This window comes from Borrelia crocidurae, from assembly GCF_000825665.2.
Classification (GTDB): Bacteria; Spirochaetota; Spirochaetia; order Borreliales; family Borreliaceae; genus Borrelia; species Borrelia duttonii.
Genome location: NZ_LN609267.1, coordinates 167,684 through 185,233, shown reverse-complemented (window position 1 = coordinate 185,233; position 17,550 = coordinate 167,684). Strand labels below are relative to the sequence as shown.

At 27.4% G+C, this 17,550-nt stretch carries 15 protein-coding genes and 1 pseudogene; 14 read left to right on the top strand and 2 right to left on the bottom strand.

The genetic code is table 11. The features are described from left to right. Window positions 1–194 precede the first annotated feature (194 nt). The 10 genes from mnmE (at window position 195) to BN1173_RS00860 (ending at window position 11,481) form a co-directional block, all read left to right on the top strand. Window positions 195–1,589, top strand: coding sequence for a tRNA uridine-5-carboxymethylaminomethyl(34) synthesis GTPase MnmE (gene mnmE / locus BN1173_RS00905; RefSeq protein WP_040235956.1), 1,395 nt, complete (start codon window positions 195–197; stop codon window positions 1,587–1,589). A gap of 2 nt (window positions 1,590–1,591) precedes the next feature. Next, window positions 1,592–3,454, top strand: coding sequence for a tRNA uridine-5-carboxymethylaminomethyl(34) synthesis enzyme MnmG (gene mnmG, locus BN1173_RS00900; protein WP_040235955.1), 1,863 nt, complete (start codon window positions 1,592–1,594; stop codon window positions 3,452–3,454). Further along, window positions 3,451–4,083, top strand: a complete 633-nt coding sequence (gene rsmG / locus BN1173_RS00895) for a 16S rRNA (guanine(527)-N(7))-methyltransferase RsmG (protein ID WP_014696068.1) — start codon at window positions 3,451–3,453, stop codon at window positions 4,081–4,083. Before mnmG ends, rsmG begins: the two co-directional genes overlap by 4 nt. Window positions 4,084–4,154: 71 nt before the next feature. Continuing rightward, window positions 4,155–5,147, top strand: coding sequence for an AAA family ATPase (locus BN1173_RS00890; protein WP_014696067.1), 993 nt, complete (start codon window positions 4,155–4,157; stop codon window positions 5,145–5,147). A 13-nt stretch (window positions 5,148–5,160) separates the two neighbouring features. Continuing rightward, window positions 5,161–6,042 (top strand): DUF58 domain-containing protein, encoded by an 882-nt coding sequence (locus tag BN1173_RS00885; RefSeq protein WP_014696066.1) that lies wholly within the window; start codon window positions 5,161–5,163, stop codon window positions 6,040–6,042. 5 nt (window positions 6,043–6,047) lie between these two features. Then, window positions 6,048–6,947 (top strand): hypothetical protein, encoded by a 900-nt coding sequence (locus BN1173_RS00880; protein ID WP_040235960.1) that lies wholly within the window; start codon window positions 6,048–6,050, stop codon window positions 6,945–6,947. Beyond that, window positions 6,934–7,935, top strand: coding sequence for a vWA domain-containing protein (locus BN1173_RS00875; RefSeq protein ID WP_014696063.1), 1,002 nt, complete (start codon window positions 6,934–6,936; stop codon window positions 7,933–7,935). Before BN1173_RS00880 ends, BN1173_RS00875 begins: the two co-directional genes overlap by 14 nt. Further along, window positions 7,932–8,921, top strand: a complete 990-nt coding sequence (locus tag BN1173_RS00870) for a VWA domain-containing protein (RefSeq protein WP_040235951.1) — start codon at window positions 7,932–7,934, stop codon at window positions 8,919–8,921. Before BN1173_RS00875 ends, BN1173_RS00870 begins: the two co-directional genes overlap by 4 nt. Continuing rightward, window positions 8,903–9,490: a tetratricopeptide repeat protein gene (locus tag BN1173_RS00865; protein ID WP_014696062.1), complete on the top strand. Its 588-nt coding sequence runs from the start codon at window positions 8,903–8,905 to the stop codon at window positions 9,488–9,490. The genes BN1173_RS00870 and BN1173_RS00865 overlap by 19 nt, the downstream gene beginning before the upstream one ends. Next, entirely contained in the window at window positions 9,439–11,481 is a 2,043-nt protein-coding gene (locus tag BN1173_RS00860; protein WP_082020220.1) for an SH3 domain-containing protein, read from the top strand. Before BN1173_RS00865 ends, BN1173_RS00860 begins: the two co-directional genes overlap by 52 nt. A gap of 44 nt (window positions 11,482–11,525) precedes the next feature. Here the strand turns inward: BN1173_RS00860 and infA are convergent, their stop codons facing one another. Then, entirely contained in the window at window positions 11,526–11,747 is a 222-nt protein-coding gene (gene infA, locus BN1173_RS00855) for a translation initiation factor IF-1 (protein ID WP_012537936.1), read from the bottom strand. 168 nt (window positions 11,748–11,915) lie between these two features. Here infA and BN1173_RS00850 point away from each other — a divergent pair, with 168 nt between their 5' ends. Further along, a complete protein-coding gene (locus tag BN1173_RS00850; protein ID WP_012537935.1) occupies window positions 11,916–12,299 on the top strand; it encodes a TraR/DksA family transcriptional regulator in 384 nt (127 codons plus the stop codon). 3 nt (window positions 12,300–12,302) lie between these two features. Here the strand turns inward: BN1173_RS00850 and BN1173_RS00845 are convergent, their stop codons facing one another. Continuing rightward, the gene (locus BN1173_RS00845; protein ID WP_040235946.1) at window positions 12,303–13,460 is read right to left on the bottom strand and encodes an OmpA family protein; all 1,158 of its coding nucleotides are present in this window, start codon (window positions 13,458–13,460) and stop codon (window positions 12,303–12,305) included. A 157-nt stretch (window positions 13,461–13,617) separates the two neighbouring features. Between BN1173_RS00845 and malQ the strand changes: the two genes are divergently transcribed. The 3 genes and pseudogenes from malQ to BN1173_RS04490 form a co-directional block, all read left to right on the top strand. Next, complete coding sequence (gene malQ, locus BN1173_RS00840) at window positions 13,618–15,102, top strand: 4-alpha-glucanotransferase (RefSeq protein ID WP_040235943.1); 1,485 nt, start codon at window positions 13,618–13,620, stop codon at window positions 15,100–15,102. A gap of 74 nt (window positions 15,103–15,176) precedes the next feature. Further along, window positions 15,177–17,027, top strand: a complete 1,851-nt coding sequence (locus BN1173_RS00835) for a putative glycoside hydrolase (protein WP_040235942.1) — start codon at window positions 15,177–15,179, stop codon at window positions 17,025–17,027. Between the two features lie 50 nt (window positions 17,028–17,077). Beyond that, window positions 17,078–17,550: pseudogene (locus BN1173_RS04490) on the top strand (calcium/sodium antiporter); the annotation flags it as partial.

The following is a 17,550-nucleotide window of genomic DNA, read 5'->3' as shown; positions in this document are numbered from 1 at the left end:
AAAAAGGTTTGTTCTTCTAATATGTTTTTTAGTTCAGTTTCTAATTTAATTTCCATTTCTTTAAAGTAAATTATAAGTGAAATTTATGATATTTACAAATTTGCAATATAGTTGTTTTTACTATTTTGTACTTTTGTTTTTTATTTTATTTTTTGATTTTTGTTATTTATGCTATGTTATAATTTTTATAATCTATGAGCAGGCTTTTTCAGAAAGAAGATGATATTGTTGCACTTGCTACACCTTTTTTTAGTAGTGCTTTATGTGTAATTCGTAGTAGTGGAGTTTCTGCAATTGAAAAATTTTCTAAAATGTTTTCAGATCCGAGTAAATTGCTTGAGGCATCTGGGCACACTATTCATTATGGATATATTCTAGATAACGAAACTAAAGAAAAATTGGATGAAGTTGTTGTTTGTCTTTATAGAGCGCCAAAAAGTTTTACAGGTCAGGATTCAATAGAAGTGATGGCCCATGGTTCTCTTATTGGTATAAGGAGAATTATAGACTTTTTTTTGAAAGTAGGTTTTCGAATGGCTGAGCCTGGTGAATTTACCCTTCGTTCTTTCTTGGCAGGGAAACTTGATCTTACTAAAGCAGAGGCTATAAATGAATTAATTTCTGCTAAGACTAGGCAAGTACATGCTCTTGCTGTTAATAAACTTTCAGGTTCTTTGTTTGATAAGATAGATTTGATTAAAAGAGATATTTTAAATTTTCTTTCAGCCATTAGTGTTTATCTTGATTATGAGACAGATGATAATGAAGTTGTTGTTCCTGTTGATATTATTTTAAAAAGTAAATCTGAACTTGAAAAGCTAATTGATTCTTATGATACTGCAAGAAAATTGGAGAGTGGTGTTGCATTAGTGTTGGCTGGTTCTGTTAATGTTGGCAAATCTTCTCTTTTTAATTTGTTATTAAAAGAAGATAGGGCTATCGTGTCTTCTTATGCTGGTACTACACGAGATTATATTCAAGCAAGTTTTGAATTTGATGGTATTTTGTTTAACGTATTTGATACAGCAGGGCTTAGAGAAACTAGTGATTTTGTTGAACAGTTGGGTATAGTGAGAAGTAATTCTTTGATTAAGGAAGCATCTTTGATTTTTTATGTTGTTGATTTAAGTGGCAAATTAACGGATGATGATTTGAAGTTTATTGATGCTTATAAGGAAGATTCTAGAGTGCTTTTTGTTTTAAATAAAGTGGATTTAGAGCAAAATAATCAAACAGTTGAATTTTTTAATTCTAATAATGTATTTTCATTAAACACAGTAAAGATTAGTACTAAAACTTTATTTGGTATAAATTCCCTTTATGATAGGATAAGGTCATTGATAGCTGTTGATTATATGAAGACTAGTGATTATGATGTTGTAATATCATCAACTCGTCAGGCAGAACTTTTAAAGAGGGCTTATGCTTTAATTATTGAGTTGTTAAACAAAATAGAACAAAATATAAGTTATGATATGTTGGCATTTGATGTTTACGAAGTGGTTAATGTTTTAGGGGAAATAACGGGTGAGGTTACTAGTGATGATGTGCTTAACAATATGTTTAAAAATTTTTGTTTAGGAAAATAGGTATGGATTTTGATGCTATTGTTATTGGAGGAGGGCATGCTGGTATTGAAGCATCTCTGGCTCTTGCAAGATTAAATTTTAAAACAATTTTGATTACTCAAAATTTAGATACAGTAGGAAAACTCTCTTGTAATCCTGCTATTGGTGGGCTTGCTAAGGGAAATATGGTGAGGGAAATTGATGCTCTTGGTGGAGAGATGGGATGTTTTATTGATTTTAGTATGATTCAATTTCGCATTTTAAATAAAAGTAAGGGTCCTGCTGTACAAGCACCTCGTGCACAAGCTGATAAATTAGTATATCAGATTAAAGCAAAGGAAACATTAGAGATGCAGAATAATCTTGAACTTTTTCAAGATACTGTTAGTGATTTTTTACTTAATCCTATGAAAAATAAGATTGAAGGTGTCGTTACAGAAAGGGGTAATAAATTTACATCGCGTGTTGTAGTGCTTACAACGGGAACTTTTCTTAGAGGTAAAATATTCATAGGTGAATACAAGGCTTATATGGGAAGGATTTCTGAACCAGCTGCTTTTGGTCTTGAGAAAATTTTGCTTGAACTTGGATTTGAAATGGGTAGACTTAAGACAGGTACTCCTGCAAGGGTTCATAGGAGAAGTATTAATTTTGCAAAAACAGAAATTCAGTTTGGAGATTCTGATATCATTCCTTTTTCTTTTTCAAATACTAAAATAGATAAGACTCAACTTTCTTGTTATGTTACTTATACTAATAAAAAGACTCATGAGATAATTAGTGAAAATATGCATCTCTCTCCACTTTATTCTGGGGAAATTATTGGAAATGGTCCAAGATATTGTCCTTCTATTGAAGATAAAATTGTTAAATTTAAAGATAAAGATAGGCATCAAATTTTTATTGAGCCTGAGGGGATTAATACCCAAGAGATGTATCTTAATGGTTTAAGTTCATCTTTACCTGAGGATGTTCAAAAAAGATTAATTAATAGCATTGATGGACTTGAGGATGCAGTAATTACAAGACCAGGATATGCTGTTGAGTATGATTATATTAATCCCATTGAATTATATGCAAGCCTTGAGACTAAAAGGGTTGAAGGACTTTTTGTTGCAGGACAAACTAATGGATCATCTGGATATGAAGAAGCTGCAGCTCAAGGTTTGATGGCCGGAATTAATGCAGCACTTAAATTACAAAAAAAAGAGCCAATGATACTGCCAAGGACTAGTTCTTATATTGGTGTTTTAATTGACGATCTTGTTACTAAGGGTACAAAAGAGCCTTATCGAATGTTTACTTCAAGAGCTGAACATAGACTTAATTTGAGGCATGATACTAGTGATAAAAGATTGATTAAATGGGGGTATGAAGTTGGATTGGTTAGTGAGGAGAAATATTCTAGGTATTTTTTTAAGGAAAAGCAAATTGAGGAAATTAAAGAACTTTTGAGGCATAGACGTCTTAAAGAGAAAGAGGCTAGTAGTTTTGAATTAAAAAGGCATATTAATAAAGATTTTTATCATATTGTGAAAGATCCATATATTAATTTAAAGGATCTTGTTAATATTGATCCTAAGTTAAATGCTTCAAAAGTAATTCTTGAACAAGTTGAATTAGACATTAAATATGAAGGCTACATTAATAGGCAAAAAGATTTGATTAGAAAAATGAATAATCTTGAACTTATTAAATTGCCACTTGATTTTAATTATGAGATTGATGGTCTCTCTAGAGAGGCTAGAGAAAAATTTGTTAAAATTCAGCCAGCTAATCTTGCTCAAGCAAGTAGGGTTTCTGGGGTTAGGAATACTGATATTCAAGTTTTGCTTATATATTTTTCAAACCCTAAAAATAAAGTAGTACTTAATTTAGATTTATGATGACTAATTTTAAATTTGCTTTGAAAAATTTGAAAGTGAATTTTACTTCAGAAAATATTGATAAATTGAGATTTTATATAGAGAAAGTTTTATTATTTAGTGATAGGTTTAATTTGGTGTCAAATAATGTTCGCAACTTTGATGCAATGCTTTTACATGCTTTAGATTCTGTTTCTGGATTGCCTATTGTTAAAGATAAAAATCCACGACAAGTACTTGATGTTGGTAGTGGAGCTGGATTTCCAGGAATTGTTTTAGCCCTTTTTGATCATTGTAGAAAATATGTTCTTCTTGAGCGTAGTAATAAAAAAGCCATTTTTTTAAAAATGATTAGTTTGGAACTTGGTTTAGAGAATGTGGAGGTTTTAGAGCATAATGTTGAGGAGGAACAAAATAAATATGAATTTATTACAATCAGGGCTTTTGGAGATATAAGAAAATATGCAAATATTTTAGGCTCAATTTTGAAATCTGGTGGTTTAATTATGGCTTATAAAGGGAAATTTGATAAGGTTGAATTTGAAATGAGTTATGTTAAAAATTTATTTGATAAAGTAGAAATAAAATCATCAGAAGTGATGTCTGATAAAGAGAGATATTTCCTTTTACTTTATGATTATAAATGTTAATTTTATTTCTAAGTTTTTAGTTTATATTTTGTTTTTTGTAGCAAGGAAATTTAGTACGATAGGGGAGTGGTATGAAAAATAGTTTTCAAATAGATTCTGAAGTAGAGAATGCATTAAGTTTAATAAATAAATTTAGAAGGGAGGTTGCAAGTAGAATTCTTGGGCAGCGAGAAATGATTGATGCTATTTTGATGGGAATCTTGACAGAAGGTCATGTTTTACTTGAAGGTGTGCCGGGACTTGCTAAGACATTGACTATTCAGACAGTTTCAGACGTTCTTGATCTTGAATTTAAAAGAGTACAATTTACTCCAGATCTTTTGCCTTCTGATCTTACGGGTAATATGATATATAAGAGTACTACGGGAACTTTTAAAGTTAGGAAGGGTCCAATATTTTCAAATATTGTCTTAGCAGATGAAATTAATAGGGCTCCTGCGAAAGTTCAGTCTGCACTTCTTGAGGCAATGAGTGAGCGTCAAGTAACTCTTGGTGATGAGACACATAAGTTACCCGATCCGTTTTTTGTTCTTGCAACACAAAATCCGATTGAGCAGGAAGGAACTTATAATTTGCCAGAAGCGCAACTTGACAGATTTTTGTTGAAGGTGAATGTGAAATATCCATCTATTCAAGATGAAATTAAGCTTCTTAAAATATTTTCAGTTGATGGTGGACTTGAAAATATTAAAGTTGCAAAAATAATGAATGCTTATTCTTTAGCAGATCTTAGAAGGATAATTGGTAAGGTAAAGGTAGATGATAAAATAATGCTTTATATTGTGACCTTAATAGCAGCTTCTCGTGAAAATGATAAAAAAACCTATCCATTTACTAAGTATATTGAATTTGGAGCATCTCCCAGAGCATCACTTAGTTTGCTAAAGTGTGCTCGTGTTAATGCTCTTTATGAGGGACGCTTGTTTGTTCTTCCAGAAGATGTGAAGGCTGTAGCTTATAATGTATTAAGGCATAGAATTACTCCTTCTTATGAGGCAGAAGTTGAAGAAATGAATACTGATGATATTATTAAGATACTTCTCTCAGCGGTTGCTCTTCCTTAGGATTTAATTGGATATGCAATATAGTAGTGAATCAAGTGCTAGTACTAAAACGAAAATAAAGGCTTTAAAATTTTTTTCTAGAAAAATGCTCTTAGAGCTTAATTTTGGTGGATATCGTTCTATTTTTAAAGGTCTTGGTCTTGAATTTCATGAGTTTAGACCATATGAAGAAACAGATGATGCTAGATTGATTGATTGGAACGTTAGTTCGAAAACAGATAATATATTTTCAAAGGTTTTTAGAGAAGATAAGGGAATAAATTTACATTTACTTGTTGATAATTCTCTTTCTATGAGTTTGGGAAGTATAACAAGTAAAAAAGAAATACAGGATTTATTGGTTTCTATCTTTGCTCATATGGCATTTTTTAATAATGATAAAATAGGTATGACTTTTTTTTCTAGCAAAACAGATAAATTTATTTCATCTAGAAAGGGATATTCGCATTTAGGATTAATTTTAAATGAGACAATTAATAGACAGTTAAAGAGGGGCAGTAATTTAACATATGTATTTAAAAATACAGCAGAGTATTATAAGAAAAGATCTTTAATTATTATCATTTCAGATTTTAAAGCCAGCGATTATTTTAAATCTTTAACAGTTCTCAGTAAACGTCATAATATTATTGCGATAAGACTTACAGATTTTTTTGATGAGAATCTTCCTCAATATGGAGTTTTAACCTATGAAGATATTGAAACACGTGAGGATTTTTTAGTTTCAGGGTTTAGTAAGAAGATATTAAATAGTTATAAGAATTATTGGACATTAGATAAAATAAAATGGCGGAAAGAATGCATAAAAAGGAATATTAATTTTATAGAAATTGACACAAGAGATGATGTTTTTAAAAAATTAAAGGTGCTTTTGAAAAAGGAGAATGGTATTTGAAAAATATGATTTTCCTTGCAACTTTCTTTCTTTTATTTCTTTCTTTTAATTTATTTTCTTATGAAATACAAAATGAGATGTTTATTCCAACTCGTTATTATGTGGGAGATACTGTTGAGTTTAAATTTTCTTTAATTCTTGATGATGATGAAAAATTTATTCCTATCGCGTTTGAAGCAATTAAAAATGAATTTGTTGAGATTGATAAGATATTATACAGACCTGAAAGTGGAGAGATAATAATATATTTTGTTTCATTTTATATAGGAAGTAATACGCTTCCTCATATTTATGTTGGAGATATTATTAGAAGTGATAAAACTTTTAAGTTGATTCTTAATAATATTAAAATCAATACTAGTACATTAGTTGCAGATGATGATTCTCTTAAGATTCAAGATATAGAAGGAGTGCTTTTTCTTCCAGGTACCAGTACATATTTTGTTATTTTTATTTTGGCTTTTATATTGATTCCATATCTTTTTATTAAGTTTTTGAAACTTATAAAGCAATTATTAGTATTTCTAATCATAAAGCATAATTTAAGAAGGCCTTATAGAGTATTTCAAAAACAATTGAGTATTTTAGATAATTATATTCAAAGCGAAGAAAAACAGAATGTTTTTTATAATTTATTAAATTCGTCTTTAAGAGTTTATTTGTCTAAAAAAACAGGTTTTGATTTTAATGCGATTACTACTACTGAAATTTCTGAGATTTTACAAAGTCTTAATGTGCCCCATGAAATTCGTTCAACTTTTGTTAATATGCTTAGACTTTCTGATTTTAGCAAATTTAGTGGAATTAATTTATCGGGGGATAATTTATCGCTTGTTTTAAATGATTTAAAAAAAGCGGCTTTTAATTTTGAAGAATTTAATAGAGGTAATAATGTTAACATTTAATGAGCCTTTGTATTTGTTTTTACTTTTGGGATTGCCATTAATAATTTATTTTAGCCATTTTTTTAATCATAGAGGTGGGAAAGTTAGATTTCCGATATCTATTTATGGAAATTTTGGTTCTATAAAATTAAGAGATTATGTACTAAATTTATTGTATTTTGTTACTTATACTTTTTTTTATTTAGCTATAATAGTTATGATCTTAACCTTAGCAGGGCCTTCTATATCAAGAAAGAAAATGACATATCTTAGTAGTGGAGCTGATATTGTTATTGTGTTAGATATATCTCCTAGTATGGGTGCTATTGAATTTTCATCAAAAAATAGACTTGAATTTGCAAAAGAATTGATTGAATATTTTGTATATCAAAGAGAAAATGACAATATTGGTTTAGTAGCTTTTGCAAAGGAGGCATCATTAATAGTGCCACTTACAATTGATAGGGATTTTTTTTCTAAGAAGTTAGATGATATTTATATTATGGATCTTGGAAATGGATCTGCTTTGGGACTTGGTATTTCTATTGCTCTTTCTCATTTAAAGCATTCTGAAGCACCTAAAAAATCAGTCATTGTTTTAACAGATGGTGTGGTTAATTCAGATGAAGTTTATAAAGATCAAGTAATAAATCTTGCTCAGGGATTAAATGTGAAAATTTATTCTGTTGGAATTGGTAGTGATGAGGAACTTAATGTTGGTTTTAAATTGAGATCTGGTAAATTTTATCAGGGAGTTTTGAAGGAAGTATATGATCCTAGCATGCTTTTTGAAATTTCAAATAAAACAGGAGGACTTTTTTATTCTGTTGGTGATGATTTTTCATTTAAACTTGCAATTCAAGATTTTTCGAAAAAAGAAAATGTAGAGAGAAAAGTTAAAATATCAGTTGATAATAATGATGTTTATAATGAATTTTTATTGGTAACATTTTTTTTATTAATTCTTTATTTTGTTTTTTCAAGGATTATTTTAAAAGAGGTGTTATGAGCATAGGCAATTATTATGCTTTTTACTTGTTTATAGTTTTATTTATAGTTTTGTTTGTGTATGTTTATGATTTTAGAAAGGCACTTCCATTTTTTAAAGCCTTAAGTCTTATGCATGTTAATAGTGCTTATGTTAAAAATTATTACATAAAGAAAATACTTATGATTTTATTTTTTGTGTTGAGTTTTGGTTTTTTGATTTTATCAATTTTAGATGTTTCTTGGGGACAAAAGGCTACTGAGGATGAGAGAGTAAATTTAAGAATATCTTTTGTTGTTGATATTTCGCGTAGTATGTTAACTTTTGATGAGGGAAAATCTATTAATAGGCTTGAGAGTGCTAAAAATTTAATTAGTTTAATTTTAAATAGTTTTGAGAATGTTGAGTATTCACTTACTATTTTTAAGGGTAAATCTTTATTAGTTTTGCCTTTTTCTAAAGATAAGTCCAGTTTATATAAGATGTTAAATTATATTGAGCCTAACTTAATAAGTTCTCCCGGTAGTTTTTTAGGTGATGGGGTTTTGAGTGCTATACAAGGAATCAAAGATAGTTCTTATTATAATTTTTTGGTAGTTTTGACAGATGGTGATGAATGGGGTGAGAATAATTATTATACTTTTTCTAAATTAATTGATGTACGTAATATTGTAAGTTTTGTAATTGGAATTGGAAGCAATAGACCATTGCCTTTGGTTGATAATCATGTGAATGTGAAAGATAAGAATGATAGTGTGATGACTTTCATGCTTAATGAGGATAACTTGTATCTTTTAACATCTTCTATTAAGGGTTCTTATTATAATTTATACCTGAAAGGTACTAATTATGTTATTAATGAGATAAGGAATGATATAATAAAAAAAAGTTCAAGTAATATTTTATTAATTGGCATTTTAAGATACAAGCTTTTTTTAGCTGTTTCTTTTTTATTTATGATGTTGTATATATTTGTTAAGGTTATTAAATGGGACGATACTTTTTAATTTATTTATTAATAAGTTTTATATGTGCATTTTGTTTATCTTGTTCAAATGTTAAAGCTATGTCTCTTATGGCCATTGGTAATTATAGGTATATTAGAGGTGATTATCAGAGTGCAATTTCTACCTATTATAATCTTGTAGATGATAATAAGAGTGCTGCATGGGGTTATTATAATCTTGGAATTGTATATTATTCTTTGGGAGAGTATGAAAGCTCTCTTCGGATGTTTTCGTATGCAAGAAGAGATGATGATTTTTTTTTGAATTTTAATATAAGTTATAATGAGGGTATAATATATTACAATCAGGGACTTTATCGAAAAGCAGAAGTGGCATTTAAAGAAGCTTTAAAGATTAATCCTGCAAGTTATAATGCTAAGTATAATCTTGAACTTGCAATAATTAAAAAAAGGACTATGCCAGGAAATTTAAATAATTTAAATATTAGTAAGAGTCAAAATTTTATTGAAAATAATGAAAATTTTTTGAGGTATATTGAAAATCTTGAGAGGGTTTTATGGGTAATGAGGGCAGACGAGCAAATTGTTTCTTTGCAAGAAGATTGGTAATATTTTTAATTTTATTTCTAGTACATTTAAAAATTTATTCTTTATCTGGTACTGATTATTTAATATCTTCCAAGATTGTTAAAGGTTCTAAGATTATTCATATTATTAGGTTAAATTTATCTCAGGATATTGATAAAAAATTATTGAAATTTGACATCAATAAAGATATAAACGAGAATGCTAAAATTGCCTTAATATCTAAAGTTATTGATGGAAATAATTTTATTATAGAGATAAAAATTGAATATGTTTTTGATAAATTGGGATTTGTCAAGATTCCTCCATTGAAAGTTATTTATAATGATGATGTTTATTTGACCTCAGAGTTTGAAGTGGTCATTTTAAGAGAAGATGAATTTCGTTCTTTGGGATTGCCAGTTGGTTTATATTGGGATTTTAATAAAAAAGAAATTTATGAGTATCAGAGTGTTGGATTTGTTTTGCGTTCTAATTGGCTTTTAAATAATAATGTTAAGTCTGTTGCTAGTTTTTTTAATGCTGTTAAAGATGCAATGATTGATAGAACTCCCATATTTGAAAATATTAATTATAGGACTTTTCATAGTAAAGAAATTTTGGATGTTCCTCTTTATAATTTTATTTTAACTCCTCTTAGGGGATCAAAAGTTGTTGTTATTCCCAGTGTTTCTTTTAATATAAATGAGGATATTATGCGCATGAGTCCTGAAATTTCTTTAAAAATTAAATCAATACCAGAGGAGGTAAAATCTTTAGCTGTTGGTGTTTTTAAAATTGACTATGATTTTCCCAATGCCACGTCTATTACTCAAGATGCTTTTACTATTTTAATAAAAATTACAGGACAAGGGAATCTGCCTCATATTCGCTTTCCAGAAATTGAAACCTATAATTCTAGAATTATTTATAATAAAAAGAATTATAATTTTGAACCTTCAAAAGATGGTTATAAAGGTAGCATATCTAATGTATATACTATTAAGCCAGATAATAAGGGTAATTTATTTGTAAACATTGGTGATTTTGTATATTTAGATCCTGATGATGATAAGGTTTATAGACTGAATGGTAAACGACTAAAATATGAATATCATGGAGAGTTTAAAAAAAATAACTCTAATAAAGAATTATTATTAGAGTTTAATTTACTCTCATATTATGATATTTTAAAACAGAAAAATAAAACCTTTTTATTTTTCGTTCCCATTTATTATTTGATTTTGATACCAGGAATTTTATTTTCTTTAGCTATGTTTATTAAACATAAAAAATTTTTTATTGCTTCTGGTTGTGGTTTGATTGTTTTAATATTAACCCTTGCTGTTAGTCTTAATGCTATAAATGATGGTTTTCTATCAGAAGATAATATCAATGATTTAATAAATGATTATAGATCTAGTAATTATAGTGATGCTCTTAATAAAATTGATAATATTATTAAAAGAAATTCGAATTATTCAGGACTTTGGTTAAATAGAGCTCTTATTTTAAGTAAGATGGATAGATCGTTTGATGCAATTTATTCGGCTTATAAGGCATTTTTTACTTCTCCAAATAATGATATCTTTTATAAGATTATTGATTTTATTGAAACTAAAAATGGCATTAATGAAAATATTAGGAATAATAGTTTTGTTTTTTCTAATATATTTTTTATTATTAGCTTAATTTTAATAACCATTTTAATAGTAGTTGTTTCTTATAGATTTTATGCAAAAAATTTAAAGAGAATTATTTTATTTTTGCTTTTATCTATGACATGCTTTACATTATTTCAAACATATTATTTTTATCTTGAACAACAATCTGAAATTGGAATTATTAGAGGTGATTTAGTTTCCCTTTATAAGGTTCCTGATAATTTTTCAAGAAGTTGGAAATTTTTAAAAGGCAATATAAGTGTTTATCTTCTTGATAAAAAAGATGACTTTGTTCTAATTCAGACAAGCCATGGACTTAAGGGATGGATTCATAAAAATTTTATTGTATCTGTTAAAGATGATTTAATATGAAATGAAATAAATTTTTGAATTTCAGTTTTTTATTACATAAAAAATTATTTTTCTCTGTATACTATTCTTCCTTTTGTAAGATCATAAGGTGATAGTTCAACTTTGACTTTATCTCCAGGAACTATTTTAATAAAATGTTTTCTCATTTTTCCAGATAGGTGAGCTAGGACTAAATGTCCATTTTTAAGTTCTACTCTAAACATTGTATTTGGAAGAGATTCTTTAACAATACCTTCGGTTTCAATAGCTTCTTCTTTTGTATTCAAAATGCCTCCTTATTATTTGTGTAACAGAATCAATTGTACACAATTAGTAATATCATTGCAATTATTTTCTTATTAAAAATTAATGCACTAGTTTACATTATAGGGGATTGTTTATATAATTACACGGAGTTTTTTAAAAATTGTAATTTATTATAGGGAGGTAATATCATGCAGAAAAGCAATTTTGAGCATGAATTTGTTGAAAAAATGCAAACTCTTCTTTTAGAATTAAAAAAAGAAATATTAAATTCTATAAGATCTGTTGAAGATAGTAAAAGAGAAATTATTAATAATGATATGCATCTAAAAGATATAGTAGATATTGCATTTGATAATATGGATGGTAATAATCTTGAGGCTTTAAGTTCAGTTGAAAAAAAGAAACTCAATTTAATAAATCAAGCTCTTTATCGGATTTCTCACAATATTTATGGGCATTGTTTAGCCTGTGATAAAGATATTGCACAAGAAAGGTTAGAGGCTATTCCTTATGCATTTTTATGTATAAGTTGTCAAACTAAAAAGGAAAAAAAGAGCAGAAGGTCAATTTAGTATTTAATTGTTTAGAATTGTAATTTCTACTCTTCGATTTTTTGATGCTAAAGGAGATGAGCTTACATACTTAGGTTTTTTAGCACCCCATCCTTTAAAAAATATTTGGTTTTTGTTCTTTACTTTCATTTTTAATAAATAGTTTCCAATTGTATGAGCTCTTTTTTCAGACAATTCTTGCATTTCTTGTTCTGTTCCGAACTTTGCTGTGTGTCCCTCTATTAGAATGTTATTGTCTTGAAATTTTTCTACTAAATTGGCTATGTGTTTTAATTTATTATGTTCTTTTTTAATGATTTGAAATGAATCAGGATAGAATTCAATATCTAAGCTTAATTTAATGCCATTTTTATTTTTTTCTATTTCTATAGAATCTATTTCTTCTCTTTTAATATATTCCTTAATTTCATTCTCTATTGTGTTATCATTTGGTAATTCAATGGAGATTGTTTTTCCAGATGAGGTTCCAATCATTTTGATATTATTGTTTCCGTTTTGCATTTGAAATTCATATGTGTCATGATATTTATATATATTTCCCAATTCTGAATCAAAGTATATTTTTTGGTTGACTTTTTGAGAGAATAATATGTTTTTTACATTATATTTAGATTCATAATTTGAATAAATTATATCGTAATATTTTCCATCTATTTTTTCTTTACCTTTATATGTATAATTTACATCGAATTTTGTAATAAAATCTTTTATTCCTTTTACAATTTCAGATGCTTGTATGTATTCTTCTGCTGGATATGTCCATGTTTCATTTACTCTTATAGGTGTTTTTGGAAATTGTGGAATACCTCTAACAGAAGGTCTTTTTTGATTATGATTAATTTTGTATTCACCCTGTTTGTTTATGCTAAAATTTCCTTCAAGTTCTTCTTTTAGTAAGTAAACATCGCTCTCATCATTTCTTTCGAGTACTCTGAAATAAGATTTTATATTTGCAAAATTATTTTTTATATCTTTTATTTCACTTGATACTTGAATGTTTGTTTTTGTTTCGGAGTTAAATATGCCATTTAGATAAATTTTTTGCTGATCTGTGGTTTCTATTCTAAATTTAGTACCTTTGGTGTATTTAAACTCTAATATTTCAGAGGCAAATGTTATGGTTTTTATTAAAAATAGTAATGTTATGGTCTTAATATTCATTTACCGAATTATATCATAGTTTAGATTATGTTTTTTAATCTTTCATTAAATCTTTTTAATAATGCTTTGTGTGTTTTGTGTTTTAGTTATAATGATAATATGCATATAGTTGTTTTAACTTTTTAATTAAATGATCTATTGTTTTGAGGTATAAAAAATGAAAAGAAAAAGTGGAATTTTGCTAAGTATTAGTTCTTTACCATCTAAGTATGGTATTGGTGATTTGGGGAAGGGAGCATATGAATTTGTAGATTTTCTTGCTAGTTCGTCGCAAAGTTATTGGCAAATATTGTCGTATTCACTTCCTAATTGTTCAGGAGTTCCTTATTTAAGTTGTTCTGCATTTGCTGGTAATATAAGTTATATTGATTTAAATGCTATTGATAGATTTATCGATGTGGATTTAGGTACTTTTGGATGTTTGGAAGATAGATATATTGATTATGATAAATTGAAAACCAAGAATATTATTTTAAGAGATGCAGCTTTGAATTTTTTGCATAGGGCGACAATTGATGAGATGTATGCATTTGAAAAATTCAAAAAATCTGCTGCTTATTGGCTTTTAGATTTTTCAAGTTTTGTTGCTTTTAGGGAATATTATTGCAGGTTCCAAGATCCACAGACCTTTAATCTTTTATTTAGTAAAGAAATCTTAAAAAGAGATCCAAAAGCTTTAATTCGACTTAGAGAAATTCTTAATGTTGAGATCAATATTCAACAAGTATTGCAATATTTCTTTTTTTCACAATTTAAAGCCTTAAAAAGATATGCAAGTAATGTTGGGATTAAAATAATAAGTGATATGCCTATTTTTATGTTTTATGATTCTGCTGATGTTTGGGCACATCAAAAATATTTTAAATTGAAATTTGATGCGAGTAAAGACAAAGTAACAGGTATGCCTTCTGGTAATTTGTCTTATAAAAAATATCTTTGGGGTAATGCAGCTTATAATTGGAAAGCCTTAAGGAAGGATGATTATGTATGGTGGATTAATCGTATTGGTTTTATGCATAAATATGTAGATATTATTAAATTTGATTATTTTAGAGGATTTGTATCTGCTTGGGAAATTTCTGAGCGGGAATTTTCAATTTATAGTAGTAGTGGGCAGTGGGTCAAATGTCCAGGTAAAGATTTTTTTAGAAATGTTTTAAGTGAAATTAATGATTTAGAAATTTGGGTTGAAGACCTTTTAGAAGATCGTGGTGATTCTTTTAGATTAAGAGATTATTTTAATTTTCCAGAAACTAGAATTATGCAGTTTGCATTTGATTTTGATTCAAAAAATTTGTGTTTGCCACATAACTATATAAAGAATTGTGTTGTCTATACAAGTACTAATGAGAGTAATACTATTCGTCAGTTTATTAATTCTGTTGATGATGAGCATAGAGAGTATATTTTTAATTATTTTAATACTAATGAAGATTTTGTTGTTTGGGATATGATACGAGGTGCAATGTCTAGTGTTGCAGATAATGTAATAGTTTCAATGGAAGATTATCTTGATCATGTGATTGATCATAAAAATGTGTCTGGGTCAATGCTTAATGATTTTAGGATCTTGAGTTCTGATTTAAGTACCGATTTAAGTAAAAAAATAAGTAATATTACAAAACTTTATGGAAGAATTTAAGTAGTAATTTTAATTATTTGTTAAAATGATATTTGTTTTTAAATCTATTTTAAAAAAGGTTGGATGTTGTTTATATGAGACTTAATACATGCTTAATGTTTTTCTATGTAATTTTTTTATTATTTTCTTATTTTTTTTTATGTTTTCGTTTACATTCATTAAATGGGAACAGGTATTTTAAAAATGGTGATTTCTTTTTTGTTCATAAGGGTGCTTTATATAAAAAGCGCAATAATGGGATATTTAAAATTGAAACTAAGGGAATAGAGACTAGATGGATATACCCATTTAAAAATCCTGTATCCAAAAGGATAACTTCTATTTATGAAGATTTTTATTCTTCAAATTCTCTTTTAACAACAAGTGATGCTGTTTATGTTTCTCATAATTATTTTAAAAATTTTATAAAATTAGTTGATACTGAAAAATTTAATAAAAATTCTTATATTACAGCAAGTGCATTGTCTCGAGGAGAATATAAACGTGTTGCTGTTGGGACTTCTAACAGCGGACTTTATATCAGTATTAATAATAATTTAGATTTTAAAAGCTTAAATTCTCTAATTTCTAAGACATATTTGGGTGCTGGTTATTATGATATTATTAGTTCGATAGAATTTTCAAAAAATAGTGAGAATGAGTTGTATTGTTCTTATGGAATTTATGGAGATATTATTTTAATTAATATAGTTTCAGGGGTTATTAAGAAATTAGATTTTCCATTTAAAAAACAGATAGTTCGTATTATTGATTTATCTGATGAAAAGCTAGAAAAACTTTTGGTTGGAACTTATGATAATCATTTTTATTTATATGTTGATGGAAAGTGGATCTTTGATAGTCAATTTTCTATTTATGAAAGTAATTATTTTCAAAAATCAAAGAGACTCAATCTTGCGTCTAATAAGGGTTCAATTTATTTGACAGCTTATACTCTTCGAAATAAAACAGCTGTTGATGAGAGATTTGAGTTTATTAAAAAATTAGGTATGAATTCTGTTATTATTGATTTTAAAAATGATAGTGGTATCTTAACTTATGCAAGTCAGCTAGAATTGCCTAATAAAATGAATGCAGTTAAAAAATTAATAGATGTTCCTTATATTTTAAAAAAGGCAAAAGAATTGGGAATATATGTTATTGCTCGTGTTGTTGTATTTAAAGATTCAAAATTTTATTTATATAATAATTGTGAGTATGCTCTTTGGAATAAAAAAACCAATCGTCCTTGGGGTAATGTTGTAAAAGTCATGAATGGTAATTCTTTTAAGTTGATACAAAAAGAACATTGGGTAGATCTTTTTTCAAAAAATACTTGGGATTATAATTTAGATATTGCAAAAGAAATTCAGTTGCTTGGAGTTGATGAGATTCAGTTTGATTATATTAGATTCCCAACAGATGGACCTGTATCTCTTATAGCTTCAAGATTTAATAAGTATGAAATGAGGGCAATTGATGCCCTTGAATCTTTTTTAATTTTGGCTAGGGAAAAAATTTCTATTCCTATTTCTATTGACATTTACGGCAATAATGGATGGTTTGTTACTAATAGTATTGGTCAAAATATTTCTATGATATCAGATTATGTTGATGTTATTTCTCCCATGTTTTATCCTTCACATTATACTAATGATTTTTTGAAGAATGATTTATATTATACTACCAGGGCTTATAAAATTTATAAAGAAGGGAGTAATAGGGCGTTTGTGTTTTCCTTGGGTAAAGTTATAATTAGACCTTACGTTCAGGCTTTTTTGCTTGGTGCAGAACGTATTGTGAGTGAAGAGGTTTATCTGCAATATTTTTTTAATCAATTACAAGGTGTCAAAGAGTCTTTGGGAAATGGTTTTAGCTTGTGGAATGCATCTAATGTTTATTATATGGTTAAGAGTAATTTAAACAAATTTTTGGGCTTTTCTTAATATAATTTTGCTAGGAGATTTATGTGGCTTATATTCATTTTTTTTGTTTAATGTTAGGTATATTTTTATTATATCTTGGTGGTAATTATCTTTTAAAGAGTTCTGTTAATATTGCTACTTATTTTAAAGTTCCCAATCTTTTAATAGGTGTTATAATAGTCTCTCTATCAACAAGTGCTCCAGAGCTTTTTACAAGTTTGATAGCATCGTTTAAGCAAAAAAATGAAATTATTGTTTCTAATATCATTGGTAGTAATATTATCAATATATTACTTGCACTTTCTTTAACAGGTTGTTTTTTAAAAATCAAAACAGATTTTAAGAGACTTAAGTTTTCTTTTATGATGTTATTTTTATTGATGTTTCTTTTATTGTTACTTTCTTTTGATTTTAGTTCTCTTTCTTTTTTTAAAGTGCCTTATCATAAGATCAGTTCGTTGATAATTTTATTTGTATTTGTATCTTATTTATTTTTATTTTATAGGGAAGAAAAAAAATATAATGTTGTTGATCGGGATTTAGA

Coding starts and splice junctions, on each gene's coding strand:
- mnmE (WP_040235956.1), top strand. CDS start 195: ATGAGCAGGCTTTTTCAGAAAGAAGATGATATTGTTGCACTTGCTACA.
- mnmG (WP_040235955.1), top strand. CDS start 1,592: ATGGATTTTGATGCTATTGTTATTGGAGGAGGGCATGCTGGTATTGAA.
- rsmG (WP_014696068.1), top strand. CDS start 3,451: ATGATGACTAATTTTAAATTTGCTTTGAAAAATTTGAAAGTGAATTTT.
- BN1173_RS00890 (WP_014696067.1), top strand. CDS start 4,155: ATGAAAAATAGTTTTCAAATAGATTCTGAAGTAGAGAATGCATTAAGT.
- BN1173_RS00885 (WP_014696066.1), top strand. CDS start 5,161: ATGCAATATAGTAGTGAATCAAGTGCTAGTACTAAAACGAAAATAAAG.
- BN1173_RS00880 (WP_040235960.1), top strand. CDS start 6,048: ATGATTTTCCTTGCAACTTTCTTTCTTTTATTTCTTTCTTTTAATTTA.
- BN1173_RS00875 (WP_014696063.1), top strand. CDS start 6,934: ATGTTAACATTTAATGAGCCTTTGTATTTGTTTTTACTTTTGGGATTG.
- BN1173_RS00870 (WP_040235951.1), top strand. CDS start 7,932: ATGAGCATAGGCAATTATTATGCTTTTTACTTGTTTATAGTTTTATTT.
- BN1173_RS00865 (WP_014696062.1), top strand. CDS start 8,903: ATGGGACGATACTTTTTAATTTATTTATTAATAAGTTTTATATGTGCA.
- BN1173_RS00860 (WP_082020220.1), top strand. CDS start 9,439: ATGGGTAATGAGGGCAGACGAGCAAATTGTTTCTTTGCAAGAAGATTG.
- BN1173_RS00850 (WP_012537935.1), top strand. CDS start 11,916: ATGCAGAAAAGCAATTTTGAGCATGAATTTGTTGAAAAAATGCAAACT.
- BN1173_RS00845 (WP_040235946.1), bottom strand. CDS start 13,460: ATGAATATTAAGACCATAACATTACTATTTTTAATAAAAACCATAACA.
- malQ (WP_040235943.1), top strand. CDS start 13,618: ATGAAAAGAAAAAGTGGAATTTTGCTAAGTATTAGTTCTTTACCATCT.
- BN1173_RS00835 (WP_040235942.1), top strand. CDS start 15,177: ATGAGACTTAATACATGCTTAATGTTTTTCTATGTAATTTTTTTATTA.